Here is a 26,852-nt window from a genome sequence, read left to right as displayed (position 1 = left end):
GTCGTCGGCACACCACCGACCGTCTGTGGGGGCACTACTGGATCCGCCGCCGACAATCGCTAGGCTGTGTCCCCATGGCCGGAGACATCGTCCCGATTGAGCTCGGACTCACCGACGGAAACAGCTTCACCCTGTGGGCACCCCGCTGGCGTGAGGGCGACGATGAATGGGAGGCCTTCCTCGGACTGGACGAGGACCTGTACGTCCTGCCCTCTGTCGCCGAGCTCGCCGCGTTCATCCGCACCAACGAGGACAACGATCTCGTCGAGCACCCGGCGTGGTCGACCGTGGTCGGCCTGCAGGCCGATGAACTGGTCCCCGACGGGCGCCACAGCTACGACCTCGTCGGCGTACCCGAGCTCGCCGCGGAGGACCCCACCGCCGAGGTCATCGCCGAACTCGAAGACGCACTCGAGATCGTCCGCATCCTCGGTGAGGTCTGCGAATTGACACCGGTCACCAAGTTCTTCAACGGCAACCCGATCCTGGGCGCCGTCACCACCGGCACACGCAACTTCGACGGCCGCGAGGGCACCGACCTCTGGGTGCGCATCGGCCGGCTCATCGCCAAGCACTGGGATGACGTGCTCGATGCCATCGACGGTGTCATCAGCACACCGAAGGTGGACGCCAAGGCCGTCGAGACCGCCGAGGCCGAACTCGAGGCCGCCGCGTCCGCCGAGGACGAGGACGAGCCGACCGACGATGACATCGAGATCGTCGGTGCCCCCGACTCCGAGTCCTCGGACGCCGCCGACGACGATGACCTCGAAGAGGACACGGACGAGGAGGACGAGGACGACTACGACGACGACGATTTCTGGGCGTCGGTCGGCATCGACCCGATCAAGATCGTCACCAGCGCGAACGAGTACCTGACACTGCGGTGTTACCTCGGAGACGACCCGGTGTTCCTCGGCACCAAGGGCAAGATCTTCGTGTTCACCTCGGCGCGCTCGCTCTCGCGGTTCCTCGCCGACGACAACACGCACGACCTCGCCGACCTGTCCACGTTCGACGAGGTCCGCACCGAGGCGACCAACGGATCACTCGAGTTCGACGTCATCGACGACAACGTCTACGTCCTGCCGGGTCTCGCCGACGACATCGCCGACGGCCCCCGCCGAATGGATCGCGACCAGCTCGACCTCGCCGTCGAACTCTTCACCGACGCAGCCGACTACGCCGGTGACAACACGGTCTCCGAGGCCCTCGGCACCACCACTCCGCTGGGATGGTTCGTCGACTACACCGTCAACCCCGACCCCAAGCGCATGGCGCCCAGCGGTCCGTTCGACAACGAGGCCGAGGCGTGGCGCGCGCTCGAGCACGACTTCGAGGCCCGGCTCACCAAGAAGGGATGACGGGCGCAGTCCCCTCCTCCCGCCCGTAACCGGCCGCGACGGTGCTGCTCAGCCGAGCAGCACCGCGTAGCCGGGCTTGATCACGTCGTCGATGAACGCCAGCCGCTCGTCGAAGTGGATGAACGCCGACTTCATCGCGTTCACCGTGAACCGCTCGAAATCCGCCCAGCCATAGCCGAACCGATCGGCGAGCAGGCCGAATTCCTTGCTCATGGTGGTGTCGGACATCAATCGGTTGTCGGTGTTCACCGTCACCCGGAACCGTAGGCGCGCCAACACGTTGAACGGATGCTCGGCGAGTGAACCGACCGCCCCGGTCTGCACATTCGAACTCGGGCACAGCTCCAGCGGAATCCGCTTGTCCCGCACGATGTTCGCCACCTGACCCAGCCGCGCACCCGCGAACGAGTGCGCCGCGAGATCGACCCCCTCCGGGAGTTCGATGTCGTCGAAGACGCGGACGCCGTGACCCAGCCGGTCCGTCCCGCAGAAGCCGATGGCCTCGTGGATCGACGGCAGCCCGAATGCCTCGCCGGCGTGGATGGTGAAGGGCGCACAGTTGGCCCGCATGTATTCGAAGGCGTCGAGATGGCGGGTCGGCGGATGCCCCGCCTCGGCGCCGGCGATGTCGAAACCGACGACACCCCGGTCCCGGTAGCGGACCGCGAGTTCGGCGATCTCGCGTGACCGGGCGGCGTGGCGCATCGCGGTGACCAGGCACCGCACGGTGATCGTCCGGCCCCGCTCGGCCGCGACCGCCTCGCCCTCGGCGAAGCCCCGCAGCACCGCCTCGACGACCTCGTCGAGGGTCAGCCCACCTTCGAGATGCTGTTCGGGCGCATAACGCACCTCGGCGTACACGACCCCGTCGGCGGCGAGGTCCTCCACGCACTCGCGCGCGACGCGTTCCAACCCGCCGACGGTCTGCATCACCGCGACCGTATGCGAGAAGGTCTCGAGATAGCGCTCGAGCGAGCCGCTGTTGGCCGCACGTCGGAACCACTGCCCGAGCGTCTCGGCGTCATCGATCTGCCTGCCGTTCTCATCCGCCGGGAGGCCGTCGTATCCCACCTCGTGGGCCAACTCGAGGACCGTCGCGGGCCGGAGTCCGCCGTCGAGGTGGTCGTGAAGGAGCACCTTCGGGGCGAGGGAGATGTTCGCCGGGGTCAGCGTCGTCATGATGGAAACCTAACGCGGTCGATGATCAGTGGACGGGTGCGCGCGCCGCCCGCGTGTTCGGCGGAGTCGGGCCCCACGGTCGTCGCCCCGGCCAGGCAGGAGCGGGCGCCGGGGATCCGGTCCTCATCCTGCGTGTGCAGGGTGAACAACGGTTGACCGGCTCGGACACGATCACCGGGCTTCGCATGGATGGTCACTCCCGCCTCTGCCGCGACCGCCTCCCCCGGCTTCGATCGGCCGCCGCCGAGGCGCCACGCGGCGTCGCCGACCGCGCGCGCGTCCATCTCGGTGACGATGCCGTCGCCCGACGCGGTCACGGTGTCGTGGTGGCGCGCCGTCGGCAGGGGCGCATCGGGGYCGCCACCTTGCGCCGCGATCATCGCCCGCCACGTGTCCATCGCCCGGCCGTCGGCGAGATGGGTTGCGGGGTCGGCGTCGACGAGCCCGGCGGCGTCGAGCATCTCCCGGGCGAGAGCCAGGGTCAGTTCGACGACGTCGGCGGGTCCGCCGCCGGCGAGTACCTCCACCGACTCGGCCACCTCAACGGCGTTGCCGATCGCGAGTCCGAGCGGTGTGCCCATGTCGGTGATGACCGCACGGGTGTCGACACCGGCGTCGTGACCGAGTTCGACCATGGTCGACGCCAGTTCGCGCGCGTCGTCCTCGTCGGGCAGGAAGGCACCCGACCCGGTCTTGACGTCGAGGACCAGCGCACCGGTGCCCTCGGCGATCTTCTTGCTCATGATCGACGACGCCAGCAGCGGAATGGACTCGACCGTGCCCGTGACATCGCGCAGGGCGTAGAGCTTGCGATCGGCGGGTGCCAGGTCGGCGCCTGCGGCACAGATGACCGCGCCGACCCGCTCGAGCTGGTCGAGCATGTCGGACGTGCTCACCTCGGCCCGCCACCCCGGGATGGACTCCAGCTTGTCGAGCGTCCCACCGGTGTGACCGAGCCCCCGACCGGACAGCTGCGGCACCGCGACGCCGAACGACGCGACGAGCGGCGTGAGCGGGAGGGTGATCTTGTCCCCGACACCGCCGGTGGAGTGTTTGTCCACGGTGGCCAGCGGCCGCCCGTTCCGCTGCAGACCGGACAGGTCCATCCGGCGCCCGCTGTCGATCATCGCGTGCGTCCAGGACGCGATCTCACGGCGATTCATCCCGCGCAGATATATGGCCATCAGCAATGCCGACATCTGTTCCGGCGCCACCTCGCCGCGGGTGTAGCCGTCGACCATCCACGCGATCTGTGCGTCGGCGAGTTCGTGTCCGCCCCGCTTGGTGGCGATCACCGACACCGCGTGGATGATCTCCCGGGCGTCGACCGTCATGAACGGACCGCCTCGAGATCGTCGGGTCCGAAGGCATCGGGAAGCAGCTCGGCGAGCATCCGGGGACCACCGGGGTGGTCGACGAGGAGCTCGCGCCCGCCGTGTTCGAGCAGGACCTGTCGGCACCGTCCGCACGGCATCAGAACCGCCCCGCGGGCGTCGCAGACGCTGACCGCCCGCAGCGCCCCGCCTCCGTCGTTCACCAGGGCCGCGACCAGTGCGACCTCGGCGCAGATACCCAGGCCATATGAGACATTTTCCACATTGCAACCGGCGACGACACCGCCCTCGGCTGTGATCCCGGCGGCGCCCACCGGGTACCGGGAGTAGGGTGCGTAGGCACGACCGATCATCGATCTGGCCTTGTCCCGCAACACATCCCAATCGATTTCTGTAACCACGTGGATCTCCTGTCGCCCGGCGTCATCGGCCGTTCATCCGGATTTCATCACCGCAAAGCTTGGGTAAGGCAAACCTAAGTCGTAATGTCTTGTCGCCCAGATCGGTTCGGGCAATTTACCACCGGAATGTGCATGGGTTTAGAGTCTCTTCGTATGGGTCCATGGTCGAGTCGGAGCATGCCGATTCGACGCGTCCATCGACGATGTTGGAGGCCACTTTCCCGATGAGCACCTCGACCGAAGTCGCACCCGACCCGGTGCGCAGACGATCTCTTTATCGCGGCGATCCCGGCATGTGGTCGTGGGTCCTGCACCGCATCACCGGCGTCACGATCTTCTTCTTTCTCTTCGTACACGTGCTCGACACCGCGGTCATCCGAGTCGACCCCAATCAGTACGACGAGATCATCGAGACCTACAAGACGCCGATCATCGGTCTCATGGAGATCGCCCTGGTCGCGTGCGTCCTGTTCCACGCCTTCAACGGTGTGCGCCTGATCCTCGTGGACTTCTGGTCCAAGGGACCCAAGTACCAGCGACAGATGCTGTGGGTGGCCATGACCCTGTTCGTCATCGTCTTCGGTGCCGGCACGGTCCGCCTGCTGCAGATCATGTTCAGCCACCTGTAGGAGACACCAGAGATGACCACCTCGGAAGCCACCGGTGTCGCCAAGACCCTCGGTACTCAGCACGACCGTCCCGCGAGCCTGGACAACCCGCGCTCGCCCCGCAAGCCCAAGGGCGGCAACTTCGAGAAGAACGCATGGCTGTTCATGCGGTTCTCCGGGCTGCTGCTCGTCGTCCTGACGATCGGGCACATGTTCATCATGCTGGCCTGGGACGGCGGCGTGCACCGCATCGACTCCTCGTTCGTCGCCGCGCGCTGGAGCTCACCCTTCTGGCAGATCTGGGACCTCACCATGCTGTGGCTGGCCCAGCTGCACGGCGGCAACGGTGTCCGCACCGTCATCGCCGACTACTCCCGCAAGGACTCGACCCGTTTCTGGCTGAACGTGCTGCTCGCCGTGTCGATGATCCTCGTCCTCACGATGGGCACCTACGCCCTCCTGACCTTCGACGTCAACAGCGTCGGCTAGAGGAGACCCACAACATGCAGGAACATCGCTACGACGTCGTCATCGTGGGCGCCGGCGGCGCAGGCATGCGCGCGGCGATCGAAGCCGCCCCTCGTGCTCGCACCGCGGTGCTGACCAAGCTGTACCCGACCCGCAGCCACACCGGCGCGGCCCAGGGCGGCATGTGTGCGGCACTCGCCAACGTCGAGGAAGACAACTGGGAGTGGCACACCTTCGACACCGTCAAGGGTGGTGACTACCTCGCCGATCAGGACGCCGTCGAGATCATGGCCAAGGAGGCCATCGACGCGGTGCTCGATCTCGAGAAGATGGGCCTTCCCTTCAACCGGACGCCCGAGGGCAAGATCGATCAGCGACGCTTCGGCGGCCACACCCGCGATCACGGCAAGTCCCCGGTCCGGCGGGCCTGCTACGCCGCCGACCGCACCGGCCACATGATCCTGCAGACGCTCTACCAGAACTGCGTCAAGCACGACGTCGAGTTCTTCAACGAGTTCTACGCCCTCGACATCTGCCTCACGGAGAACGAGAAGGGCGAGCAGGTCGCGACCGGTGTCGTCGCCTACGAGCTCGCGACCGGCGAGATCCACGTCTTCCACGCCAAGTCGATCGTGTTCGCCACCGGCGGCTCGGGCCGTATGTACAAGACGACCTCGAATGCGCACACGCTGACCGGCGACGGCATGGGCATCATCTTCCGCAAGGGCCTGCCCCTCGAGGACATGGAGTTCCACCAGTTCCATCCGACGGGTCTCGCGGGGCTCGGCATCCTCATCTCGGAGGCGGTCCGCGGTGAGGGCGGCATCCTGCGCAACGCCGACGGCGAGCGTTTCATGGAGCGCTACGCCCCCACCATCAAGGACCTCGCGCCGCGCGACATCGTGGCCCGGTCGATGGTGCTCGAGGTACTCGAAGGTCGCGGCGCCGGGCCGAACAAGGACTACGTCTACATCGACGTGACCCACCTCGGCGAGGACGTCCTCAACGAGAAGCTCCCCGACATCACCGAGTTCGCCCGTACCTACCTCGGCGTCGACCCGGTCACCGAGTACGTGCCGGTGTTCCCCACCTGTCACTACGTCATGGGCGGCATACCGACCAACATCAACGGTCAGGTGCTGCGCAACAACGACGAGGTCGTCCACGGCCTGTACGCCGCCGGCGAGTGTGCGTGCGTGTCGGTCCACGGAGCCAACCGGCTGGGCACCAACTCACTGCTCGACATCAACGTCTTCGGACGACGCGCGGGGATCGCGGCCGCGGACTACGCGAACTCGGCCGAGTTCGCCGAGCTTCCCGAGACGCCCACCGAGATGGTCGACTCGTGGCTCGAGCTGCTGCTCAGCGACCACGGACACGAGCGCGTCGCCGACATCCGTACCGAGCTGCAGGCCTCGATGGACGCGAACGCCTCGGTGTTCCGCACCGAGGAGACCCTCAAGCAGGCCCTGACCGACATCCACCGGTTCAAGGAGCGCTACGCCCACATTCGAGTCCATGACAAGGGCAAGCGCTTCAACAGCGATCTCCTCGAGGCCATCGAACTCGGCTTCCTGCTGGAGATGGCGGAGGTGACGGTGGCCGGAGCCCTGAACCGCAAGGAGTCGCGCGGCGGTCACGCACGCGAGGACTACCCGGATCGTGACGACGTCAACTACAAGCGGCACACCATGGCCTATAAAAAGGGCACGGACCTCCTTTCAGACATCGAGTTGGAGTACAAGCCGGTCGTGGAAACCCGCTACGAGCCGATGGAGCGTAAGTACTGATGACATCTGTTCTGGACAAGCCCGCACCGTCTTCCGACGATCCGCCGTTGCCTCCGGTGCCCGACGAGGCCACCATGGTGACGCTCAAGATCTTCCGCTTCAACCCGGAGAATCCCGACGCCCAGGGCTTCGAGAGCTTCCGCGTCCCGGCGCTGCCGACCGACCGCCTGCTCAACCTGCTCCTGTACGTGAAGGGCTACCTGGACGGGACGCTCACGTTCCGTCGTAGTTGCGCCCACGGCGTGTGCGGGTCGGACGCGATGCGGATCAACGGCGTCAACCGTCTCGCCTGCAAGCTGCTGATGAAGGACATGCTCCCGAAGGACAAGTCCAAGGAGATCACGATCACCATCGAGCCGATCCGCGGCCTGCCGGTGGAGAAGGATCTCGTGGTCGACATGGAACCGTTCTTCGACGCGTTCCGCGCGATCAAGCCGTTCCTGATCACCTCGGGCAACGAGCCGACCCGCGAACGCATCCAGAGCCAGGCCGACCGCGCCCGGTTCGACGACACCACCAAGTGCATCCTGTGCGCCTGCTGTACGACGAGCTGCCCGGTCTTCTGGACCGAGGGTTCGTACTTCGGTCCCGCCGCGATCGTCAACGCGCACCGGTTCATCTTCGACAGCCGCGACGAGGGGGCCGTCGAGCGTCTCGACATCCTCAACGACGTCGACGGTGTGTGGCGTTGCCGCACCACGTTCAACTGCACCGACGCGTGCCCGCGTGGCATTCAGGTCACCCAGGCGATCTCGGAGGTCAAGCGCGCACTCATGTTCTCGCGCTAGCCGATTCGAACTTTCTCTGCAGCCCGGCAACGGCCCGCACCCTCAGGGGTGCGGGCCGTCGTCGTCGGTGCCGGGGTCCCGACGGAAGATGCCGGCGACGATCGATTCCGCGCTCCGCGCCTCCTCGTCGGGTTCGGCGGGCCAGAGCAGCAGGGCGAGAACGGAACGGATGAGGAACCGTGCATCCGCGGGATCATCGGGGTCGACGCCGACCAGATCGGCGGCCACCGCGTGCACCGCGGGGGACGACAGGACGGTTGGCGTCGCGCCGATGAGGTTGTCGGGCCGGAGGAACTGCCGGATGACCCGGTCGCCGCGTAGTGCGCGCAGGGTCTCGATGATCGCCGTCTGGGCGCGATCGGGCCCGGTGAGATCCGCGACGGTCGCACGGATGGCGGCGAGCACCGGTGCCGACGTGGTGGCCAGCACGGACTCGATCAGCGCGGACCGACCGCCGGCATGGCGGTAGATCGTCGCCCTCGAACAGTGCGCCCGACGACCGAGCTCGTCGAGGTCGAACCCGTCGAGGCCACGGCGTGCGATGAGGGCCGCCGCGTGCGCGATCAGACGCTCGCGTGCAGCATCGTGCCGGTCTCCGTCGACCAGCCAGTCCCGGGCCATCGCTCCGCCGTTCTCATGGTGAGACGAACCATCCTGTCGATGAAGGACGTTCCAGCTGTTCACGAGGCTAGCCTGAGACACCGGATGGTGTCGTGACTTCTCACCGATCTCGACTTCGGGGATATGCGTGCATCGACGGCCCGGGGTCGCCCACGCTGGACTCCATGGACACCACCGCCGATCCCACGACCTTCTACTCGCGTCTGCACACCGGTTCGCCCGTGCAGCGGATCGGGGATTCATCGTTCTTCGCCGTCGGCTCCTGGGACCTGATCGCCGACGCGGTCCGACGCCCGGAGGACTTCTCGTCGAACCTGACCGCCACGATGGTGTGGCACGGCGACGGCACGGTCTCGGAGTTTCCGGTCGCCGGCCTGGGCGACGCTATGCACGTCCTCGCCACCGCCGACGGGGCCAGGCACCGCGATCATCGGAAGCTCGCCATGCGGTCGGTGTCTCCGGCACGTACCCGCGAGCTCGAACCGACCATTCGTCGATACATCACGGAGGCATGGGCCGACGATCTCCGTGGTGGCCGGATCGATTGGGTGAGCGCTGTCGCGCAACGGATTCCGATGGAGGTCGCCACGGCGGTGATCGGATTGCCGGTCGCCGACCGTGCCACGCTGACCCGGTGGGCGATCGCGACGAACGTCCTGATCGACGGCGTCATCACGCCGGACCAGCTGACGACCGCGACCGCGGCGGTCGGTGAGCTGACGGCCTATCTGTCGGCGGCGCTGAGGCACACTGACACTGACACTGACACCGGCGCCGGCGCCGGGAGCGAAGAGAGCGGGCCGACCGCGCTGGGAGAGGTGGCACGCCGTGTCGCCGACGGCAGTCTCGATCACGAGACCGCGGTGATGATCCTGTTCCAGCTGGTCGCGGCGGGGGCGGAATCGACCACGAGCCTGCTCAACAGTGTCGTCTGGCTGCTGGACCGGCACCCCGACGTCGCCGGACGGTTGCGCCGGGATCCCGATCTCATCCCGGTGTTCGTGGAGGAGGCGTTGCGGCTCGAGACGCCGTTCCGCGGCCACTTCCGGCATGTCGTCGCCGACACCACCCTCGGTGACGCGCACCTGCCCGCGGGGTCGCACATCTTCCTGATGTGGGGCGCCGCCAACCGGGACCCCGCCCATTTCGTCGACCCCGCGGCGATCGACCTCGATCCGGCCGCGCGCCGGTCACATCTGGCGTTCGGGAAGGGCATGCACCTGTGTGTCGGGGCCGCGCTGGCGCGTCTGCAGGCGCGTCTCGCGGTCGAGCATCTGCTGCGCTCCACGACTGCGTTCCGGGTCGATCTGACGCAGGCGGCGTGGGAGCCCGGGGTTCTCGTCCGTCGTTTCACCACGCTGCCGCTGACGATCACCCGCTGACAGCAGAATCCCGACTTCCGCTCGCTCAGCAGCCCGATGGAACCGATATGCCGTCCGATGCGTCGAAGGAAGACCGAGGAACCCGGCCCGTCGCCGGACCGGTGATCGCCCATCGAACGGAGTACTTCATGGCCCGCGCCCTTCTGTTCCGGCTGCTGCTGACACTCGCGGTGAGTGCGCTCGCGTGCCTCCTGGTGTTCGCACCGGCCGCGGCAGCACCCACCACCGACACGCAACGCATCACGATCACGCTGATCTCCGACCACGAGCACAACGGCGCCGCAGCGTGGACGGACGCAGACGGAAGACTCCGCACACAGTCCGAAGTGCCGCTGTCGCAACGAGATCCAGACGGCAAGTTCAAGGCGTCGTTGGTGTACACGCGGGCCGCGGCCGAGGCACCGGTCGACGCGCTGTTCCAGTCCGGCGGGCGGTTCGCACGGTGTGAGATCACCGTCGACGGTGAACGGGTCGCCGACCACACCGCGCACGGGTCCCGTCCCACGAGTTCATGTCATTCCGGTTGACGCAACCCGGCGTGGGTTCCGCCCCCGCGTCGGTGAGAGGAATCGCCACCGAGACCGTACTCTTGAACTCGTCATGAGCACCAGAACACAGCCGGTCGAACGCCCGCGGGAGCGGTTGCGGGTCTTGGAGATCCGGCACGCGGAGTCCGAACCACCCGGCGCCTACGGACCCGCCCTGCACGCGATCACCGAGACGACCACCCTGCGGATCTGGCGCGAACCCGCGACCGTCGACCCAGCGGATTTCGACGCCATCCTCGTTCTCGGCGGAGCGATGGGAGTCGGTGACGCGGACCGCATCCCGTGGATCGCCGACGAGATCGACCTGCTCCGCCGAGCCCGTGAACGGGATGTGCCCATCTGGGGTGTCTGTCTGGGCGCACAGATGCTGGCAGCGGCTCTCGGTGGCGAGGTGCACACGAGCGACACACCGGAACTCGGTGTACGCCGGGTGCGTCTCAACGAGGCAGGGATGGCCGACCCGGTGTGGGGCGGTGCGGTCACCGCACCCGCACCACGCGACATCGACACCGTCCAGTGGCATTTCGACACGTTCACCCTGCCACCCGGGGCCACCCTGCTCGCGTACTCCGACGCCTGCGTCAATCAGTTGTTCCGCGTGGACAACTGCTACGGAGTGCAGTTCCACCTCGAAGCCGGCGGCGGTCTCGTCAGGGGATGGCTGTCACACCCGGAATCACGGTCCGCGGTGGCCGAGGTCCTGGGTGAGTCGGCCACCGACCGCTTCCCGATCGACGCCGCGGCCGCGGAGAAAGTGACCGTGCCGACGGCGGAAGCGGTGATGCGGCGCTGGTTGCAGGATGTCGTCGGCAGCGCACGGCCCCGCTGGTAACGTGCGGCCGATGACCCCGACGTGGACTCGTCGTACCGCGTGCGCGCTCGTCGCCGTACTGACCGTCGGAGTGCTCGGCCTCGTCTTCCGCGCAGCGCCGGCCGTGGCCGTCCCGCTGCCGACCGTACCGCCTCCGGCGATCACCACGCCGGTCACCGATCACTGCCCGCACAAAGTCGCCACGCCTCCGGCCGTCGACGAATCCGAGGTCGTCGCACCGGGTTCGACGACCCCCGCTCCCCTTCCGGTTCCCTCTCCCGCCGTCGGGGGTGCCGATCTCGCCGGTTGCGGGGTCGTCGCCGATCCGTCGGCGGGTCCCGTTCCGCCACGGCTGACCTCCGCGGGTTGGTTGATCGCCGATCTCGAGTCCGGACAGGTCATCGCCGCCAAGGATCCCCACGGCCGTTACCGGCCCGCGTCGACGATCAAGGTGCTGCTCGCACTCGTCGTCCTCGACGAACTCGACCTCGCGGCGCCGATCGTGCCCACCGTCGAGGACTGGAGCACCGAAGGCGACTCATGCGGCATGGGGCCCGGTGGTGTCTACACCGTTCGCGACGTGCTCACCGGACTGTTGTTGGTGTCCGGCAACGACTGCGCGCATGCGCTCGCGCGTCAGCTCGGGGGCGTCGACGCGACACTCGAGAAGATGAATGACCGGGCCGCGCACCTGGGCGCGACGGACACGCGTGCTGCCAGCCCGTCCGGACTGGACGCCGCCGGGATGTCCTCCTCGCCCTACGATCTGGCGCTGCTGTTCCGGGCCGCGATGACCGAGCCGACCTTTCGCGAGATCATCGCGATGCCCACGTTCCGCTTCCCGGGCTACCCGCGGCGTCCAGATGTGCCCGGCGACAAGGATCATCCGCCCTACGACATGTACAGCACCAACCGCCTCCTCGTCGATGGGTATCCAGGAATGCTCGGCGGCAAGACCGGTTACACCGACGACGCACGGAAGACGTTCGTGGGTGCCGCCGAACGCGACGGCCGGACGGTGATCATCGTGCAGATGTTCGGCCTGTCCGTCGACGGGGATCCGTACTGGGACCAAGCGAAGGCGATGTTCGACTACGGATTCCGAACCGACCCCGCCATCTCGGTGGGCCGCCTCGTCGAGCCGTCGGCCGCGTCCGGACCGTCCTCGACACCAGCGCCGACGCAGACCGAGAACCGCGCCGTCGCAACAGGTTCCGACCAGGCGTCGTCGACCTCGGTCCAGATCCTCATCGGGCTCGTGGCCGCACTCGCGGCGGTCATCCTCCTGCTCATCGGGTTGAAGCTCTCCGGACGCCGCTGATCAGACGACCAGCGCCGGAGGTCAACGCCGCCGAAGGGCTCCGATCAGCGCGGCCGCGACTGCGCCCAGTCCGACGGCGGCCGCGAGGGCGCCGGGCCGGGGCGCCGGGCTCACCTCGACCGTCGGCGAGATCTGGACCGGCCGGTGCAGTTCCGCGTCCGGCTCTTCCACGACCTGGTACTTGCTGTTGATGGGGTCGGTCGCGCACCACGCGGTGGCATACAGCACGATCCGCGACGCGAGGTACGCGAAGACGAACACACCGAAGATCGGACCGAACGCCACCCCGGCCGGCGAGCCCAGGACCGATTGGAGATACAGCCCGCCAAGGGATTTCATCAGCTCGAACGCGATCGCGATGACCAGTCCGGCCTTCATGGCGTGCGTCATGGGCAGCGGCACCAGCGGTAGCCGCGCCAGCACGAAGGTGAAGAGCAGCCAGCTGGCGAACACCGACACGACGATGGCGACGGCCCGCACCACGACCGGGGCCCATGACGCGTCGTCGAGGCCCACCCAGGAGAGCATCGTGGTGGTGAGCCCGCTGTTGCCCAGCGTCGTCAGCGCCATCGTCACGGCGAAGGCCATGCCCAGCAATGCGAACGTGAGGAGATCCCACACCTTCGACAGCACGGGGTTGCGGTCGACGCGGCCCCCGTACATCTCGGTGAAGGCGACCCGGACGCCGGAGATCCACCCGATCCCGGTGAAGGCGGCACCGATCAGACCGACGATCCCGACCGCGGCGCGGGAGGAGATCGCCGAATCGATGACCTCACTGAGCTGCTCGCCCATCTTGCCGGGCGCGGCGTCGACCACCGCCTGTTGCAGGTCCTCGAGCAGCTGTGGTTGATTCGCCAACACGAACGCGGCGACCGAGAACACCACCATGATGATCGGGACGAGCGCGAGGATGCCGTTGAAGCTGATGGCCGCCGCATACACGTTTCCGCGCCGGTCGTTGTAGCGTTCGACGGTCTGCACCAGGTGCTCGACGGCGGGCCACTTCTCCCGCGCCGCGGCGAAGGCCGACTTGCCCTTGTCGACGGTCGACATCCCTTTGTCCACAGCTGATTTCGCCGTGTCCACCGGTGATCTCGCCGAGTCTCGCGCGGAGGTCATGGATGGCCTTCCTGGTCGGATCGCGGGACGGCGTCCGGCGGATGCGGTCTCACCGGCCAGGCGCCAGGAACCCCACCTTGTCATAGACCGACGCCAGCGTCTCGGAGGCGATGGCACGCGCGCGGGCCGCGCCCCGAGCCAGGATGGCGTCGAGTTCGGCCGGGTCGGACAGGTACTCCTCGACCCCCCCGCGCAGCGGGGTGACGAACTCGGTCAGCACCTCCGCGGTGTCGACCTTCAGGTCGCCGTATCCCTTGCCCTCGTATTTGGCGACCAGATCGTCGACGCCGACACCGGACAGGGCCGACTGGATGGTCAGCAGGTTGGAGACACCGGGCTTCTCGACGACATCGAACCGGATCTCCGATCCGGTGTCGGTGACAGCCGACCGGATCTTCTTCGCCGAACGTTTCGGATCGTCGAGCAGGTTGATCAGACCCTTGTCGGTCTCGGCGGATTTGCTCATCTTGGCCGTCGGGTTCTGCAGGTCGTAGATCTTGGCGAACTCGGCGACGATGTGCGCCTGGGGCACCTTCAGCACCTTGCCGAACCGGGAGTTGAATCGCTGGGCGAGGTCGCGGGTGAGTTCGAGATGCTGCCGTTGGTCCTCCCCGACCGGAACCCGATCGACCTGAAAGGCGAGGATGTCCGCGGCCATCAGGATGGGGTAGGTGAACAGGCCGACGCCCGCCGCGTCGACGCCCTGCTTGGCCGACTTGTCCTTGAACTGGGTCATCCGGCTGGCCTCGCCGAAACCGGTGATGCACGACAGGACCCACGTCAGCTGGGCGATCTCGGGGATGTGGGACTGCACATAGATCGTCGACCGCTCGGGGTCCACACCGACGGCAAGCAATTGCGCGACGCTCAGGCGGGTGCGTTCGGCGAGGACCTTCGGGTCGAACGGCACCGTGAGTGCGTGCATGTCCGGGATGAAGTAGAAGGCCTCGAAGTCGTCCTGCAACGCCACCCACTGCCGGACCGCACCGAGATAGTTCCCGAGGTGGAAGGAGTCACTCGTCGGCTGGATACCGGACAGCACACGCGGACGGGTCGGCATCGACTCGGCCGTGGGGTCTCCGTTGCGCTCTACGTCGCTGGTCATGACGCCCAGTTTGTCAGACCCGGTCACTCGTACCGCACGGTGACCGGGGCGTGGTCGGACCAGCGGAGGTCGTAGGCGGCGGCACGTTCCACCTCGGCCTTGGTCGCCCGGCCGGCCAGCATCTTGTTGGTGAGCTGATAGTCGATTCGCCATCCCGAATCGTTGTCGAAGGCCTTACCGCGCCACGACCACCACGAGTAGGGCCCGGCGTCGTCGGGGAAGAGTTCGCGCGTGACGTCGCGCCACCCGGCGGCGAGCAGGTCGGCCACCCAGGCCCGTTCGTGCGGTAGGAAGCCGGGGCTCTTGAGATTGCCCTTCCAGTTCTTGATGTCGGCTTCGGCGGGCGCGATGTTCCAGTCGCCACCCACGACGACGTGGCGGCGTCGACGGACCAACCGATCCAGGTACGCGCCGAACTCGCGCATGAAACGGACCTTCTCGTCGTGCTTGGCGATGTCCTTCTCGGCGTCGGAGAGCGCGGCACCCTTGGGCAGGTACAGGCTTCCCGCGGTCAGCGGTCCCAGGTCGGTGTCGACGTCGACTTCGAGATAGCGGCCGAGGTCGTCGAACTCCGCGCTCCCGAATCCGACGCGCACCGCCGACGGCGCGCTACGTGTCAGCACACCGACGCCCGCGTGGCCCTTCACCGAGGACTCGCTCATCGTCAGATGCCATCCGGTGTCGAGCACCGGCGCCAGCGCGTCGCGGGCGAGTTCCTCGCTCGCGCGGACCTCCTGCAGCAGGACCACATCCGGTCCAGATGTGTCGAGCCAGGGCAGCAGGCCGCGGTTGGCCTCCGACCGATGTTTGACCGCTGCGCGGATTCCGTTGACGTTCACCGTGGAGATCGTGAGTGGCACGGGGCCACATGCTACGGCGGCTGTCCGACAGCCCATTGGCCGTGATCGCGCCACTCGAACGACGTCAAAAAAAGGTAAGGCAACCCTTGTGCGGACACCCTAAGATATGTAAGCATTGCCTAATCCAGGCACGAAGGTGAGTTTCCGAGATGTTCGTTTGCATATGCCGCGCCGTCACCGTGGACGAGGTCCATGCGCACTGCGATGCGGGCGCGTACACGGTCGACGCGATCAGCGACCGCTGCGGCGCGGGCGAAGGCTGCGGGACCTGCCTGGACAAACTGCACACCATCCTGAGCGAAAGGGCGTCAACCGCGACGACCGCTGCATGACCTGACCTCCGAGCTGACGAACCTCGCGCGAGACGACGCGCGGGGGGTTTTGTCGTGTTACGGTTCGACCGGACACACACGGGAAATGGGAGGCGGACAGATGCGTGGCGACCCCGAGGTCATCGACCTGCTCAACGAACAGCTCACGAGTGAGCTGACCGCGATCAACCAGTACTTCCTGCACGCGAAGATGCAGCAGAGCTGGGGTCTCACCGAGATCGCCGCGAAGACACGGGCCGAGTCGATCGAGGAGATGACTCACGCCGAGGTCCTGACCGATCGCATCCTGTTCCTCGACGCCCTGCCCAACTATCAGCGCCTGCTGCCGCTGCGCATCGGGCAGTCGATCCGGGAGCAGTTCGAGTCGGACATGTCGATCGAGGTCGAGGTGGTGGAACGACTCCGCCCCGGAATCGCGATGTGCCGGTCCAAGGGCGATATCACCAGCGCCAACCTCTTGGAGCAGATCCTCGCCGACGAAGAGGAACACATCGACTATCTAGAGACGCAACTCGAGCTGATCAACAAGCTCGGCGAGCAGCTCTACCTGTCGAAGACGATCGCCACACCGCCCACGAACGGCTGAACGCACCGACTCGACGACACGAGGGCCGACCGGACTTATCCGGTCGGCCCTCGTCGTTGGTAGGACGGCCGCGCTCGTTCAGGACCCGACGGGCTGGTGCCGCGCCTGGCGCCGCGCGGTCGCGAGGGCCACGACGGTGACCGCGATACCCGCCACCGCGAGCATCACCCCGACCACCGACGGCGCCAGGTATCCGTAGCCGGCACTGACCACCACGCCACCGAGCAGCGCTCCGGCCGCGTTGGCGATGTTGAGCGCGGAATGGTTCAGGGCCGCGGCCAGGGTCGGTGCATCGGCCGCCACATCCATCAGCCTGGTCTGCAGCGCGGGTAGCATCATCGATCCCGTGAGCGCCACGAGGTAGGTGAGGATCAATGCTGCCCAAGCATTCTCGGCCAGCATCGCAAAAGCGCCGAGGGAGAGTGCGGTGGCGGTGAGTCCGCCGAGGATCGCCACCGCCACGCTGCGGTCGGCGACATAACCGCCGACTAAGTTGCCGGTCACCATTCCCAGTCCGTACAGCATCAGGGCGAACGGCACGACCGACACCGACAGCCCGGTGTCGGTGGTCAGCGCGGAGTTGAGATACGTGTAGAACGCGAACATCCCACCGAACCCGACGGTTCCGATGACCAGTGTGAACCAGACCTGGGACCGCTTGAGTGCACCGAGCTCGGTGAGCGGGTCGGTGGTCTTCATCCCGGTGAGCGTGGGAAGCACCCGGATCAGCGCGACGACGGTGGCGATTCCGATCACGACCACGATCGCGAACGCGGACCGCCAGCCGAACGTCTCGCCGAGCCAGGCGGCCGCCGGTACGCCGAGGACGTTCGCGACGGACAGACCGAGCATCACCTGTCCCACGGCCTTGCCACGGTTGCGCGGGCCGGCCAGATGAGCGGCGACCAGAGCCGCGACCCCGAAGTAGGCGCCATGCGGGAGGCCGGCGACGAACCTCGCCACCAGGAGCAGACCGTAATCCGGCGCGAGGACGGTCGCGAGGTTGCCGACCGTGAACGCCACCATCAAGCCGATCAGAAGCGTCCGACGGGACATCCGCGCGGTGAGCGCCGCGATCAGCGGCGCACCCACCACCACACCCATCGCGTAGGCCGAGATGACATGTCCGGCAGTCGGCTCCGAGACACCCAGCGATCCGGCGATGTTGGGCAGGAGGCCCATGGCGACGAACTCGGTCGTCCCGATACCGAATCCACCCAGCGCAAGGGCCAGGATCGTCCACCGACGCACCCGGCGGGACACCTCGGCCGATTCGGCCCGTGCGGGGCTGCGGAGTTCCCCGGCGGTGGACGGACCCGTCAGTGAGGGGTCGGCCGGGGCTTCGGTCGTCGAGAGAGCATCAGGCACGGTTGATGCCAACCCGCGCCCGTCAGCGCTGATTCCTCACCCGGTCGTGAGTTCATTCACAAGCGCAGTGTCCTGAGCATCGCGCGGGTGTCAGTCGCCGGCTTCGGAGCCCCCATCGCTGTCGGGCTCGGACGGGTCTGGGGAGGGCCCGTCCGGGTCCGAAGCCGTGTCGGACGAGCCGGCCCTCTCGCCGTCCTCTCCCCCGTGACCGTCGGTTCCAGACGTCTCGACATCGCTTCCCGAGGGATCGGTGACGGCCGGCGAGTCGTCGTCTCGAGGCGGGGCAGGCGCGGGGTCCGCGTCGGGCGTATCGGTCTCGGCATCGTCGCCCGTGTCGGCCCCCGACGACGTGTCGGTCGTGTCGCCCACCGGGGGCTGCCCGGCCGGTGACGGGTCGGTGGCATCCGGTTCGGCAGCCCGGGCCGCCGACGGCTCGGACGAGGGGCCGGACCCGCCCACTTCTTCAGCGCGGACCGGCCCCACGGACTCGTCGGGTACGGCCGCCAGTCGCGCGAACGTGGACGATCGCAGGTGCGACGTGTCCGCCGCGAGAATCGTGACGGCGCCGCCCTCCGACGCCACCGGCCCGATGATCGCGCCCGCCCAGTACCGGACGAAATTGACCGGCAGCAGGACGATGCTGCGGAGACTGGCGGCCAACGCTCGCGCGCCGCCGACGAACTGCGCCGGCGACAGCGTCAGAATGCCGTCCAGGATGTCCTCGAAGACGAACAGGTCCGGCAGATACGCGCCGTATCCGAGTTTCGGCAACGGTGGCAACAGATCCTGCACGAGCCGGACCACCGGCTGCAGGTTCGCGAGTTCGATGCCGTACGGCAGGTCGATCGTCGGACGCCCGGACAGGAAGTCGCCGATCGTACCCCGGTATCCGAGGTCGCGAGCCCAGTCCTGGATCAGTTCAGCGAAGGCGGAGTCCGCTGCGACGATGCAGACGGCAGTCTCCGGATCGCACTCGACCGCCCGCCCGTCGTTCCAGGCGGGCTCCTTCGGGTCCCGGTACATCTGGAACGGATACCGGCTGTGCTTCGTGAAGTAGCCGAGCAGACCGTCGATCGCGCCGATCGGGTCGTGGATCGGGTCGGGCAGGTCGCAAATGGGATCACCGTCGATACAGACCGACACCACCTCGCCTTCGAGCTCACCGAACCCGCTGTCGGTCTCTGATTTCCCCCGCGGGCCGGACATCGTCAGACCGGGGATGATGCCGATCAGCGAGAGCTCGATCCCGCGGCCGGTCTTGTCTCCCGCCCGACGGGGGTCGGAGTACAGCTCGCCGGAGATCCCGCCCGGCTCGATGGTGACGAGAATTGGTTCGCCGTTCTCGTCGAGCATGACCTCGCCGTTCTCGTCGGTCGCGACCACCTGTTCGGCGCGCCCGTTACCGATGTCGGCGAGCACGTCGCCGGCGACCCGGGCGCCCTGTGAATAGCCGGCGACGACTATGTCCGACTCGACGCCGCATCGCGCCTGGTAGCCGGCGATCGCCGACGCCGTCGCACTTCTCCCCTGCGTCGTGCTGTCGTCGTATCCCGCGGCGCCGAGTGGCCACAGCGTGGTCGGATAGTCGACGTAGATGACATCCTTCGGCGTTGCCAGGTAGTCACTGTCAGGGTCGTCCACGATGACCACGTCACCGTCCACCACCGTCGGCATCTTTCCGGTGTAGCGCTGTGTGACGCCGACGAGATGCGCACTCTCCGGGTCATTCGTTCCGGCGACGATGATGACCGCGCCGGTGTCGCTGCATTCGGCGGCCCCCGCCGGGGCGACACCGGACAGGCAGAGCGCGCCCGCCACCGCAAATGCGGTGAGGCCGGCGACCGTGAACGAGGCCCGTCGGGTCCGGAGATGAGCCATCACGGCCATGAGCGCTCCTGTGCGAACCCGGACCACCTGAGCGGAGCATTCCGGTGCAGCCGGGGCTGGTCGAACAGTAGATCCGCGATTGCGGAATCGACAGCACGCTGAGCGTCGCTAACTACCTTGACCAGCTGTTTTGTATCTGAACACACCCGATTTCACTCGGTCGGAGGACAGCCACCGGCACCCTTCCGGTGCACTTCTCAAGGGTTGGGCGCGGCCTGACCGGGACGGTTCTCGGGCCCTCACATCCGTGTTATATCCTTGTCGCCAGGTCATGAGTATCAGTGCGAAGCCCCGGCTGGCTGATCGGCAACCCTCCTTCCGCGGTGGGGTGCTCCGGGTGATGACCGGGTTGCGGGATCGCAGTGGCGATCCCCGGCAAGCGCGGGTCCGAAGGTCGGACCCCAACAGGGTCGAGTTGGCCCTGCCGACCGTAGRAAGTGATGAATCGCCATGTCTGATGTCCCTGACGGCACCCTCGACAGCAACGATCCCAGCGAGAACTGGAGCTTCGAGACGAAGCAGATCCACGTCGGGCAGTCCGCGGACGCGGTGACCAATGCCCGTGCGCTGCCGATCTACCAGACGACGTCGTATGTCTTCAACGACACCCAGCACGCGGCCAATCTCTTCGGTCTCGCCGAACCGGGCAACATCTACACGCGCATCATGAATCCCACGCAGGATGCCGTCGAGCAGCGGATCGCCGCGCTCGAGGGCGGCGTCGCCGCGCTGCTCGTCGCATCGGGACAGGCCGCCGAGACCTACGCGATCCTCAACGCCGTCGAGACCGGCGGGCACGTGGTGTCCAGCCCCCGCCTCTACGGCGGCACGTACAACCTCTTCCACTACACACTGCCCAAGCTCGGGGTCGAGGTGAGCTTCGTCGAGGACCCCGAGGACCCGGCGTCGTGGCAGGCCGCCGTCAAGGACAACACCCGCGCGTTCTTCGGTGAGTCGATCTCCAACCCCAACAACGAGATCCTCGACATCTCGGGGATCGCGGAGGTCGCGCACCGCAACGGCGTACCCCTCATCATCGACAACACCGTCGCCACCCCCTACCTGATCAGCCCGCTGGCCCACGGCGCCGACATCGTCGTGCACTCGGCGACGAAGTACATCGGCGGTCACGGCACCGCGATCGGCGGCGTCATCGTCGACGGCGGCACCTTCGACTGGCGGGTCCAGCGCGACGGGAAGGACCTGTTTCCCGGTTTCACCACGCCGGACCCGAGCTACCACGGTGCCGTCTTCGCCGACCTGGGCGCGCCCGCGTTCGCACTCAAGGCACGTGTGCAGTGGTTGCGCGACACCGGCGCGGCGATCTCCCCGTTCAACGCGTTCCTTCTGGCACAGGGCCTGGAGACGCTGAGTCTGCGCATCGAGCGCCACGTCGCCAACGCGCAGAAGGTCGCCGCCTTCCTCGAGGCACACCCGCAGGTCGAGTCCGTGGCGTACGCGGGTCTGGAGTCCTCGCCCTGGTACAAGCGCGGTCAGGAACTGGCCCCGAAGGGTCAGGGTGCGATCATCGCCTTCGAGATCCAGGGCGGAGTGGACGCCGGCAAGAAGTTCGTGGACGCGCTCAGCCTGCACAGCCACGTCGCCAACATCGGCGATGTGCGGTCGCTGGTCATCCACCCCGCCTCGACCACCCACAGCCAGCTCACCCCCGAGGAGCAGCTCGCCGCGGGCGTGGCCCCGGGACTGGTCCGGCTCGCCGTGGGCATCGAGGGAATCGACGACATCTTGGCCGATCTCGAACAGGGATTCGCGGCGGCCAAGTGAAACAGGTGAGGCAGCTTTGTCGGTGAGTATCGACCTGAATGCGACAGCATCTGATCAGCCCGACTGGGAGACCCTCCCGGACGGGGAACTCGTCGGCATTCCCATCGGCTCGTTGCCTCTCGACAGCGGAGCACGGATCGACGACGTCACCCTGGCGTTCCAGCGCTGGGGGACGTTGTCGCCGTCCCGCGACAACGTCATCCTCACGCTCCACGCATTGACCGGCGACTCGCACGTCACCGGACCCGCCGACGCCGACCACGACTCGGCCGGATGGTGGGACGGGCTGATCGGCCCGGGACAGGCCATCGACACCGACGAATGGTGCGTCATCTCCGCCAACGTCCTGGGCGGATGCAAGGGCTCTACGGGTCCGGGCTCCATCGCCCCCGACGGTAGGCCCTGGGGCTCACGCTTCCCACAGATCACCGTGCTCGACCAGGTCCGCGCCGAGGTGGCACTGCTGGACCGCCTCGGAATCCGCAGCGTTGGTGCGGTTCTCGGCGGTTCGATGGGCGGCGCCCGCGCGCTCGAGTGGGCCATCGAGTACCCCGACCGCGTCCGCAGCGCCCTCGTGCTCGCCGTCGGCGCCCGCGCGACCGCGGATCAGATCGGTATCCAGTCCGCACAGATCGCCGCGATCAAGGCCGACCCGGACTGGTGCGGCGGCGACTACCACGGCACCGGCCGCATTCCGTTGCAGGGCATGGGGATCGCGCGTCGGATCGCCCATCTCATGTACCGCAGCGAGCCGGAGCTCGACTCCCGCTTCGGCAACGACGCCCAGGGCGACGAGAATCCCCTGACCGGCGGGCGCTACGCGGTGCAGAGCTATCTCGACCACCAGGCGTCGAAGCTGATGTCCCGCTTCGACCCGGCCAGCTACGTCGTCCTCACCGAGGTCCTCAACCACCACGACGTCGGCCGTGGTCGCGGCGGAGTCGCCAAGGCGCTCAACAATTGCCGCGTTCCGGTGATCGTCGGGGGGATCGACTCCGATCGTCTCTACCCGATCCGGCTACAGGTCGAACTCGCCGACGAACTGGGCAACTGCGTCGGCGGGCTCCAGGTCGTCAACTCCGAGACCGGCCACGACGGATTCCTGACCGAATTCGATGCCATCAGCGATCTACTCAAGCGCACGGTCGAACTCGCGCGTCGCGACGCCTGACGGACCGTAGCCCAGCTGTCGGCGGCGTCTCGTCAGCGCGGCGCCGGCACCGACGGAACCGGGCTGCCGGACCGAGGTACCGGGGTCACCGGTGAGCCCGACTCCCCGTCAACGGACTTCCCCGGTTCGGCTACACCCGGAATCTCAGTCGACCCGGTGGCGCGAGTACTGCTCGGGCGCGGCGGGCCGCTGGGCGCGGAGCGCAACGTCGACGTCGAGTACGTGGGCGGCGGCGGAGTGGGCGCCACGCTCGGCGGACGCATACCCGGGGGCAGCAGGTCCGGCGGGATCGTCGGTGTCGAACCGGGCGGGAAGGTCAGGTCCGGCCACGGGAACGGCGAGAGGGTGCGGGTGCTGGTACTCGTGGACGGCCGCGTCGGCGGCAACTCCGTCGTCGCCCATGCCGGCGGGTCGTTCCAGCCGGTCTCAGGCGCGGGCCGTTGCGTCGGAACGGGAGTGACGACGGTGGGCTCGACGGGTTCGGCCGGGATTCGGGTGATCGGCTGGGAGGTGGGCCGCGGGGTGGACGGCGGCTCCTCCTCGCTGGTCGCCGCCGCGGGGGGCACACTGCTGACCGACGGCTGCGGCTCGACGGCCGGACGGTCGGCGAACGACGAGCTCACCGCGTAGATGGTCATCAGCGCGGCCGCGATGACCGCCCCGGCAACCGCAATCGGGGTCGCGGAAAGCCACTCGCGCTGCGGCTTGCCACCGATGAACGCCAGACGCGCTGCGCCCGAATAACTCTGGAGGGCCAGCAAGGCTGCGCCGGTGGCCACGACCAGCTCCGGCGCCGTCGGGTTCACGACCTCGAGCTCATGCTCTGCCGCGATCGCGCGCACCGCGGGGAGGTTGGCGAGTCCGCCGATGAACACCACCGCGTCCGGTCGTACGCCGCGTGACCTGACGGCCGCTACATAGCGGGCGAACACTTCTTTCGCATCACCGATCATCGGCGCGATCGCCTGCTCGACCTGGGTCGCGGACAGCGCCACACGACCGGTGTTCGCCGAGACCGCGACGACCGACTCGGCGGCCGCGACGCCGCCGTAGGCGATCTCTTCTTTCGCGGTCCGGCACGCGCTGCGCAACTCGCTGCGCTCCGCCCGCGTCCGAGTGGCGTCGCCCAGGACGGGATTGTCGGCGGTCAGCTGGTCGACGATGGACCGGTCGAGACGGCGACCGCTCAGCACGGTCGAGTGCTCGGCGTCGCCGATGCGACCCTCGCGGGGATCGACGGTGTACAGCGACATGCCGGTGTCGCCGCAGTCGACGATTACGGCCGACGAGAAACGGTCGATCTCTCCGGTGTCGGTCAGGTAGGCCAGCACGGCCTCGTCTTCGCCGGCGAGACGGACCTGACGCCGGGGTCCGCTGCCCCGTGAACGCAACTGCCGACGCTGGCTCCCCGTGCGTGCGGCGACCCCGATCGGGCCCACTCGCGTCCCGGTCTCGCGGGCGGCGCCGAGCATCACGTCGATCCCGGCGTTGACCCGGCCGGCGGAGTCGAGGCCGTCGGTGGGATCCACGTCGATCACGCGGGAATCGACCACACTGCGACCGAGATCGTCACGCGTCAAGAGGACGTAGTGGATCATGCCAGCCCCTGCTGACACGCCCATGGACGTCACTTCATTCACGGTGCCGTCGGTTGGTGATGCGGTGATACAAACTCCAGCGGTCGGTGTGTCTGCGCAGAGCAGCGGAAAATTGCCTGGTTGAGCGCATGACTGGTCCGCCAGGTCACGCTCAGGTCTCTATTGTAATCAATCCGTGCCCAAAGAGTCGATCGACGCCGCCAGCCACAGCATCACACCGCCGACCGTGGCCATCGCCGTCACGTCAAACGATTTGCCCCTGACCTGCAACAGACCTGCCTGCGACGACGGGATGAAGGCGCGGAGTACGGCTCCGACGAGCAGAGCCGCCCCGAAGACGAAGGACCCACGCCGCCAGCGATCGAACATCACGAGCAGCGCAGCGGCCAGCACACCCAGCATCACCAGCAGGTACGGGAGCTGGACAAGCACCGCCCGCAACCGGGAGGAGTCGGCGGCCCGACGCCCCCGGTGTCCGGGACGGGCGTCCGCGGCGCCGGGCGACTCGGAGTGAGCGGACTCACTCTGGTGCTCCTCTCGGGTCACGCGTCGCTGCCACTCCCCGAGGCGAGCATCTGCTCAGCGCGTTCGACCACATTGACCAGCAGGAACGCCCGCGTCAGCGGACCCACACCTCCGGGGTTCGGCGAGACGTGGCCCGCGACCTCCCAGACATCGGGATGAACGTCGCCGGCGAGACGACCCTCGTCAGTACGGCTGACGCCCACGTCGACCACCGCGGCGCCGGGTTTCACCATGTCCGCGGTGATGAGGTGCGGTACGCCCGCAGCGGCGATCACGATGTCGGCGCGCTCGATCTCCGACGCCAGGTCGGTGGTACCGGTATGGCACAGGGTGACCGTCGCGTTCTCGCTCCGGCGGGTCAGGAGCAGCCCGATGGGCCGGCCGATGGTGACCCCGCGCCCGACCACCGTGACCCGGGCGCCGGCCAGCGGGACGTCGTAGCGTCGCAGGAGGTGGATGACCCCGCGCGGGGTGCAGGGCAGCGTCGACTCCTTGCCCAGCACCAACCGCCCGAGGTTGATCGGGTGGAGTCCGTCGGCGTCTTTCAGCGGGTCGATCCGCTCGAGGGCGGCATTCTCGTCGAGATGCCTGGGCAGCGGCAACTGCACGATGTAGCCCGTGCAGGCCGGATCGGCGTTGAGCTCGTCGATCGCCGCGTTGAGCTGCTCGGTGGTGGCATCGGCCGGCAGGTCCTTGCGGATGGAGGCAACGCCGATCCGGGCGCAATCGGCGTGCTTTCCCTTGACATAGGAGTGCGAACCCGGATCGTCGCCGACCAGAACGGTACCCAGACCAGGCGTGATACCCGCCAGCCTGAGCTTCTCCACCCGCTCGGCCAGATCAGCGAAGATCTCGTCGCGCGTGGTCTTGCCATCGAGTCGTATCGCCGTCACGCCGACATTCTTCCACGGCGCTACTGTCGGAACGGTGACCGTGGTGCGCAGCGACGTCGACCTCGCCCGCGCGGCGATCGCACCCCACCTCCGACGCACCCCGGCGCTGCGCACGACCATCGACACCGTCGACGGGCCGGTCGAGGTGGTTCTCAAACTCGAGTACGCCCAAGTCGGCGGGTGTTTCAAACCGCGCGGCAGCCTCTGGGCAACGCTGCACGCCCAAGACCAGGGATTGCTGACCGACGCCGGTGTGCTCGTCGCCTCCGGCGGCAACGCCGCGATCGGCGCGACAATCGCGGCGCGGATCGTCGGCGTGCCGGTCACCGTGGTGATCCCCGAGACCGCGCCGCCGGTCAAGATCGACGCGCTGCGCGCCGCGGGAGCGCGCGTCCACCTCATCGGACGGCGCTATTCCGAGGCCGCCGACGCCGCCGTCGCGCTGGCGGAGCAGACCGGCGCGCTCGCGCTGCACGCCTACGATCTGCCCGATGTCGTCGCGGGCGCCGGCACCATCGGCCTCGAGATCATCGACGACGTGCCCGGACCGCTCACCACGGTTGTCTGTGTGGGCGGGGGCGGGCTACTGGCGGGCCTCACCGCCACACTGCGCCCGGGCGACCGCATCGTCGGCGTCGAACCACTCGGTGCGTCGTGTCTGCATCAAGCCCTCGCCGCGAGAGCTCCCGTACCCGTCGAACTCGAGAGCATCGCCGCGGACTCGCTCGGCGCCACCAGCGTCGGCGAGCTCTGTTGGAAGGCCGTCGCCGGGAACCCGGCGGTCGGCAGCGTCCTGGTGACCGACGAGCAGATCATCGCGGCGCGACGGATGCTCTGGGACACCCACCGCATCCTCGTCGAACACGGCACCGCCACCGCGGTCGCCGGTGTGGTCTCGGGAGCTGTTCGGCCGCAACCCGATTCGACGCTGTGCATCGTGCTCTGCGGGGCCAACACCGCGCTCGCCGTGTGACCGGCGCGATCGCGCGCATCTGCGACGGTCGT

The 26,852-nt window shown here is 67.8% G+C and carries 26 protein-coding genes and 1 riboswitch; of the genes, 14 read left to right on the top strand and 12 right to left on the bottom strand.

The genetic code is table 11. The annotated features are described in order from the left end of the window. Positions 1–74 precede the first annotated feature (74 nt). Positions 75–1,364, top strand: coding sequence for a primosomal protein (locus A9310_RS11480; RefSeq protein WP_065630717.1), 1,290 nt, complete (start codon positions 75–77; stop codon positions 1,362–1,364). A 48-nt stretch (positions 1,365–1,412) separates the two neighbouring features. Here the strand turns inward: A9310_RS11480 and A9310_RS11475 are convergent, their stop codons facing one another. From A9310_RS11475 to A9310_RS11465, 3 genes are read right to left on the bottom strand one after another with little or no spacing between them, the layout of a single operon-like run. Beyond that, positions 1,413–2,543 carry an adenosine deaminase gene (locus A9310_RS11475; protein WP_065630716.1) on the bottom strand — a complete coding sequence of 377 codons (1,131 nt, stop codon included), beginning with the start codon at positions 2,541–2,543 and terminating at the stop codon, positions 1,413–1,415. Further along, positions 2,540–3,877 (bottom strand): thymidine phosphorylase, encoded by a 1,338-nt coding sequence (locus tag A9310_RS11470; protein WP_065630715.1) that lies wholly within the window; start codon positions 3,875–3,877, stop codon positions 2,540–2,542. The genes A9310_RS11475 and A9310_RS11470 overlap by 4 nt, the downstream gene beginning before the upstream one ends. Beyond that, positions 3,874–4,278, bottom strand: a complete 405-nt coding sequence (locus A9310_RS11465; protein WP_058250658.1) for a cytidine deaminase — start codon at positions 4,276–4,278, stop codon at positions 3,874–3,876. The genes A9310_RS11470 and A9310_RS11465 overlap by 4 nt, the downstream gene beginning before the upstream one ends. Positions 4,279–4,502: 224 nt before the next feature. On the opposite strand from A9310_RS11465, the gene sdhC reads away from it, so the two are divergent. The 4 genes from sdhC to A9310_RS11445 are packed head-to-tail and all read left to right on the top strand — an operon-like array spanning position 4,503 to position 7,932. Then, positions 4,503–4,907, top strand: a complete 405-nt coding sequence (sdhC, locus tag A9310_RS11460) for a succinate dehydrogenase, cytochrome b556 subunit (RefSeq protein WP_058250873.1) — start codon at positions 4,503–4,505, stop codon at positions 4,905–4,907. A 12-nt stretch (positions 4,908–4,919) separates the two neighbouring features. Continuing rightward, a complete protein-coding gene (locus tag A9310_RS11455) occupies positions 4,920–5,375 on the top strand; it encodes a succinate dehydrogenase hydrophobic membrane anchor subunit (protein WP_058250659.1) in 456 nt (151 codons plus the stop codon). Between the two features lie 14 nt (positions 5,376–5,389). Further along, entirely contained in the window at positions 5,390–7,144 is a 1,755-nt protein-coding gene (sdhA, locus tag A9310_RS11450; protein ID WP_058250660.1) for a succinate dehydrogenase flavoprotein subunit, read from the top strand. Beyond that, positions 7,144–7,932: a succinate dehydrogenase iron-sulfur subunit gene (locus tag A9310_RS11445; protein WP_058250661.1), complete on the top strand. Its 789-nt coding sequence runs from the start codon at positions 7,144–7,146 to the stop codon at positions 7,930–7,932. Before sdhA ends, A9310_RS11445 begins: the two co-directional genes overlap by 1 nt. A 42-nt stretch (positions 7,933–7,974) precedes the next feature. Here the strand turns inward: A9310_RS11445 and A9310_RS11440 are convergent, their stop codons facing one another. Next, positions 7,975–8,553, bottom strand: coding sequence for a TetR/AcrR family transcriptional regulator (locus A9310_RS11440; protein ID WP_058250662.1), 579 nt, complete (start codon positions 8,551–8,553; stop codon positions 7,975–7,977). 164 nt (positions 8,554–8,717) lie between these two features. On the opposite strand from A9310_RS11440, the gene A9310_RS11435 reads away from it, so the two are divergent. The 4 genes from A9310_RS11435 (at position 8,718) to A9310_RS11420 (ending at position 12,615) form a co-directional block, all read left to right on the top strand. Beyond that, complete coding sequence (locus A9310_RS11435; RefSeq protein WP_065630714.1) at positions 8,718–9,935, top strand: cytochrome P450; 1,218 nt, start codon at positions 8,718–8,720, stop codon at positions 9,933–9,935. A gap of 47 nt (positions 9,936–9,982) precedes the next feature. Beyond that, positions 9,983–10,462, top strand: coding sequence for a hypothetical protein (locus A9310_RS11430; protein ID WP_223258988.1), 480 nt, complete (start codon positions 9,983–9,985; stop codon positions 10,460–10,462). Positions 10,463–10,535: 73 nt separating this feature from the next. Continuing rightward, a complete protein-coding gene (locus A9310_RS11425; RefSeq protein ID WP_065630713.1) occupies positions 10,536–11,315 on the top strand; it encodes a type 1 glutamine amidotransferase in 780 nt (259 codons plus the stop codon). A gap of 10 nt (positions 11,316–11,325) precedes the next feature. Further along, complete coding sequence (locus A9310_RS11420; protein ID WP_065630751.1) at positions 11,326–12,615, top strand: D-alanyl-D-alanine carboxypeptidase family protein; 1,290 nt, start codon at positions 11,326–11,328, stop codon at positions 12,613–12,615. Between the two features lie 21 nt (positions 12,616–12,636). On the opposite strand, the gene A9310_RS11415 is transcribed toward A9310_RS11420, so the two are convergent. From A9310_RS11415 to A9310_RS11405, 3 genes are read right to left on the bottom strand one after another with little or no spacing between them, the layout of a single operon-like run. Beyond that, complete coding sequence (locus A9310_RS11415; RefSeq protein WP_065630712.1) at positions 12,637–13,737, bottom strand: YhjD/YihY/BrkB family envelope integrity protein; 1,101 nt, start codon at positions 13,735–13,737, stop codon at positions 12,637–12,639. A gap of 49 nt (positions 13,738–13,786) precedes the next feature. After that, positions 13,787–14,842 (bottom strand): tryptophan--tRNA ligase, encoded by a 1,056-nt coding sequence (gene trpS, locus A9310_RS11410; protein WP_065630750.1) that lies wholly within the window; start codon positions 14,840–14,842, stop codon positions 13,787–13,789. 23 nt (positions 14,843–14,865) lie between these two features. Further along, positions 14,866–15,702 carry an exodeoxyribonuclease III gene (locus A9310_RS11405; protein ID WP_065630711.1) on the bottom strand — a complete coding sequence of 279 codons (837 nt, stop codon included), beginning with the start codon at positions 15,700–15,702 and terminating at the stop codon, positions 14,866–14,868. Between the two features lie 149 nt (positions 15,703–15,851). On the opposite strand from A9310_RS11405, the gene A9310_RS11400 reads away from it, so the two are divergent. Both A9310_RS11400 and bfr read left to right on the top strand, forming a co-directional pair. Beyond that, the gene (locus A9310_RS11400) at positions 15,852–16,034 is read left to right on the top strand and encodes a bacterioferritin-associated ferredoxin (protein WP_065630710.1); all 183 of its coding nucleotides are present in this window, start codon (positions 15,852–15,854) and stop codon (positions 16,032–16,034) included. 100 nt (positions 16,035–16,134) lie between these two features. Further along, positions 16,135–16,620 carry a bacterioferritin gene (bfr, locus tag A9310_RS11395; RefSeq protein WP_058250877.1) on the top strand — a complete coding sequence of 162 codons (486 nt, stop codon included), beginning with the start codon at positions 16,135–16,137 and terminating at the stop codon, positions 16,618–16,620. Between the two features lie 78 nt (positions 16,621–16,698). On the opposite strand, the gene A9310_RS11390 is transcribed toward bfr, so the two are convergent. Both A9310_RS11390 and A9310_RS11385 read right to left on the bottom strand, forming a co-directional pair. Beyond that, on the bottom strand, positions 16,699–17,988 hold the full coding sequence (locus A9310_RS11390; protein ID WP_065630709.1) for an MFS transporter: 1,290 nt from the start codon (positions 17,986–17,988) through the stop codon (positions 16,699–16,701). Positions 17,989–18,078: 90 nt separating this feature from the next. Next, a complete protein-coding gene (locus tag A9310_RS11385) occupies positions 18,079–19,875 on the bottom strand; it encodes a PE-PPE domain-containing protein (protein ID WP_065630749.1) in 1,797 nt (598 codons plus the stop codon). 267 nt (positions 19,876–20,142) lie between these two features. Further along, positions 20,143–20,263: riboswitch (SAM riboswitch) on the top strand. A gap of 62 nt (positions 20,264–20,325) precedes the next feature. On the opposite strand from A9310_RS11385, the gene A9310_RS11380 reads away from it, so the two are divergent. Together A9310_RS11380 and A9310_RS11375 are read left to right on the top strand one after the other, a co-directional pair. Further along, on the top strand, positions 20,326–21,660 hold the full coding sequence (locus tag A9310_RS11380) for a bifunctional o-acetylhomoserine/o-acetylserine sulfhydrylase (RefSeq protein WP_065630708.1): 1,335 nt from the start codon (positions 20,326–20,328) through the stop codon (positions 21,658–21,660). 16 nt (positions 21,661–21,676) lie between these two features. Then, entirely contained in the window at positions 21,677–22,831 is a 1,155-nt protein-coding gene (locus tag A9310_RS11375; protein ID WP_058250670.1) for a homoserine O-acetyltransferase, read from the top strand. Positions 22,832–22,863: 32 nt separating this feature from the next. Here the strand turns inward: A9310_RS11375 and A9310_RS11370 are convergent, their stop codons facing one another. The 3 genes from A9310_RS11370 to A9310_RS11360 all read right to left on the bottom strand — a co-directional run bounded on the left by A9310_RS11370 (position 22,864) and on the right by A9310_RS11360 (position 25,847). Next, a complete protein-coding gene (locus A9310_RS11370) occupies positions 22,864–24,429 on the bottom strand; it encodes an Hsp70 family protein (protein WP_065630707.1) in 1,566 nt (521 codons plus the stop codon). A 168-nt stretch (positions 24,430–24,597) separates the two neighbouring features. Beyond that, positions 24,598–24,870, bottom strand: a complete 273-nt coding sequence (locus A9310_RS11365) for a DUF3017 domain-containing protein (RefSeq protein WP_068971771.1) — start codon at positions 24,868–24,870, stop codon at positions 24,598–24,600. Between the two features lie 101 nt (positions 24,871–24,971). Further along, the gene (locus A9310_RS11360; protein ID WP_175401122.1) at positions 24,972–25,847 is read right to left on the bottom strand and encodes a bifunctional methylenetetrahydrofolate dehydrogenase/methenyltetrahydrofolate cyclohydrolase; all 876 of its coding nucleotides are present in this window, start codon (positions 25,845–25,847) and stop codon (positions 24,972–24,974) included. A 34-nt stretch (positions 25,848–25,881) separates the two neighbouring features. On the opposite strand from A9310_RS11360, the gene A9310_RS11355 reads away from it, so the two are divergent. Further along, a complete protein-coding gene (locus tag A9310_RS11355; protein ID WP_139104597.1) occupies positions 25,882–26,820 on the top strand; it encodes a serine/threonine dehydratase in 939 nt (312 codons plus the stop codon). The last annotated feature ends 32 nt before the right edge of the window (positions 26,821–26,852 follow it).

Source organism: Gordonia sp. UCD-TK1, from assembly GCF_001691435.1.
Classification (GTDB): domain Bacteria; phylum Actinomycetota; class Actinomycetes; order Mycobacteriales; family Mycobacteriaceae; genus Gordonia; species Gordonia hongkongensis.
The sequence above is the reverse complement of the archived record's forward strand: the minus strand, read 5'-3'. Positions and strand labels throughout refer to the sequence as shown.

Bases quoted from the DNA above. Each gene is read 5' to 3' on its own strand.
- A9310_RS11400 (WP_065630710.1), top strand. From the start codon at position 15,852: ATGTTCGTTTGCATATGCCGCGCCGTCACCGTGGACGAGGTCCATGCG.
- trpS (WP_065630750.1), bottom strand. From the start codon at position 14,842: ATGACCAGCGACGTAGAGCGCAACGGAGACCCCACGGCCGAGTCGATG.
- A9310_RS11430 (WP_223258988.1), top strand. From the start codon at position 9,983: ATGCCGTCCGATGCGTCGAAGGAAGACCGAGGAACCCGGCCCGTCGCC.
- A9310_RS11370 (WP_065630707.1), bottom strand. From the start codon at position 24,429: ATGATCCACTACGTCCTCTTGACGCGTGACGATCTCGGTCGCAGTGTG.
- A9310_RS11440 (WP_058250662.1), bottom strand. From the start codon at position 8,553: ATGGCCCGGGACTGGCTGGTCGACGGAGACCGGCACGATGCTGCACGC.
- A9310_RS11420 (WP_065630751.1), top strand. From the start codon at position 11,326: ATGACCCCGACGTGGACTCGTCGTACCGCGTGCGCGCTCGTCGCCGTA.
- sdhC (WP_058250873.1), top strand. From the start codon at position 4,503: ATGAGCACCTCGACCGAAGTCGCACCCGACCCGGTGCGCAGACGATCT.
- A9310_RS11385 (WP_065630749.1), bottom strand. From the start codon at position 19,875: ATGGCCGTGATGGCTCATCTCCGGACCCGACGGGCCTCGTTCACGGTC.
- bfr (WP_058250877.1), top strand. From the start codon at position 16,135: ATGCGTGGCGACCCCGAGGTCATCGACCTGCTCAACGAACAGCTCACG.
- A9310_RS11445 (WP_058250661.1), top strand. From the start codon at position 7,144: ATGACATCTGTTCTGGACAAGCCCGCACCGTCTTCCGACGATCCGCCG.
- sdhA (WP_058250660.1), top strand. From the start codon at position 5,390: ATGCAGGAACATCGCTACGACGTCGTCATCGTGGGCGCCGGCGGCGCA.
- A9310_RS11415 (WP_065630712.1), bottom strand. From the start codon at position 13,737: ATGACCTCCGCGCGAGACTCGGCGAGATCACCGGTGGACACGGCGAAA.
- A9310_RS11475 (WP_065630716.1), bottom strand. From the start codon at position 2,543: ATGACGACGCTGACCCCGGCGAACATCTCCCTCGCCCCGAAGGTGCTC.
- A9310_RS11425 (WP_065630713.1), top strand. From the start codon at position 10,536: ATGAGCACCAGAACACAGCCGGTCGAACGCCCGCGGGAGCGGTTGCGG.
- A9310_RS11455 (WP_058250659.1), top strand. From the start codon at position 4,920: ATGACCACCTCGGAAGCCACCGGTGTCGCCAAGACCCTCGGTACTCAG.
- A9310_RS11380 (WP_065630708.1), top strand. From the start codon at position 20,326: ATGTCTGATGTCCCTGACGGCACCCTCGACAGCAACGATCCCAGCGAG.
- A9310_RS11435 (WP_065630714.1), top strand. From the start codon at position 8,718: ATGGACACCACCGCCGATCCCACGACCTTCTACTCGCGTCTGCACACC.
- A9310_RS11480 (WP_065630717.1), top strand. From the start codon at position 75: ATGGCCGGAGACATCGTCCCGATTGAGCTCGGACTCACCGACGGAAAC.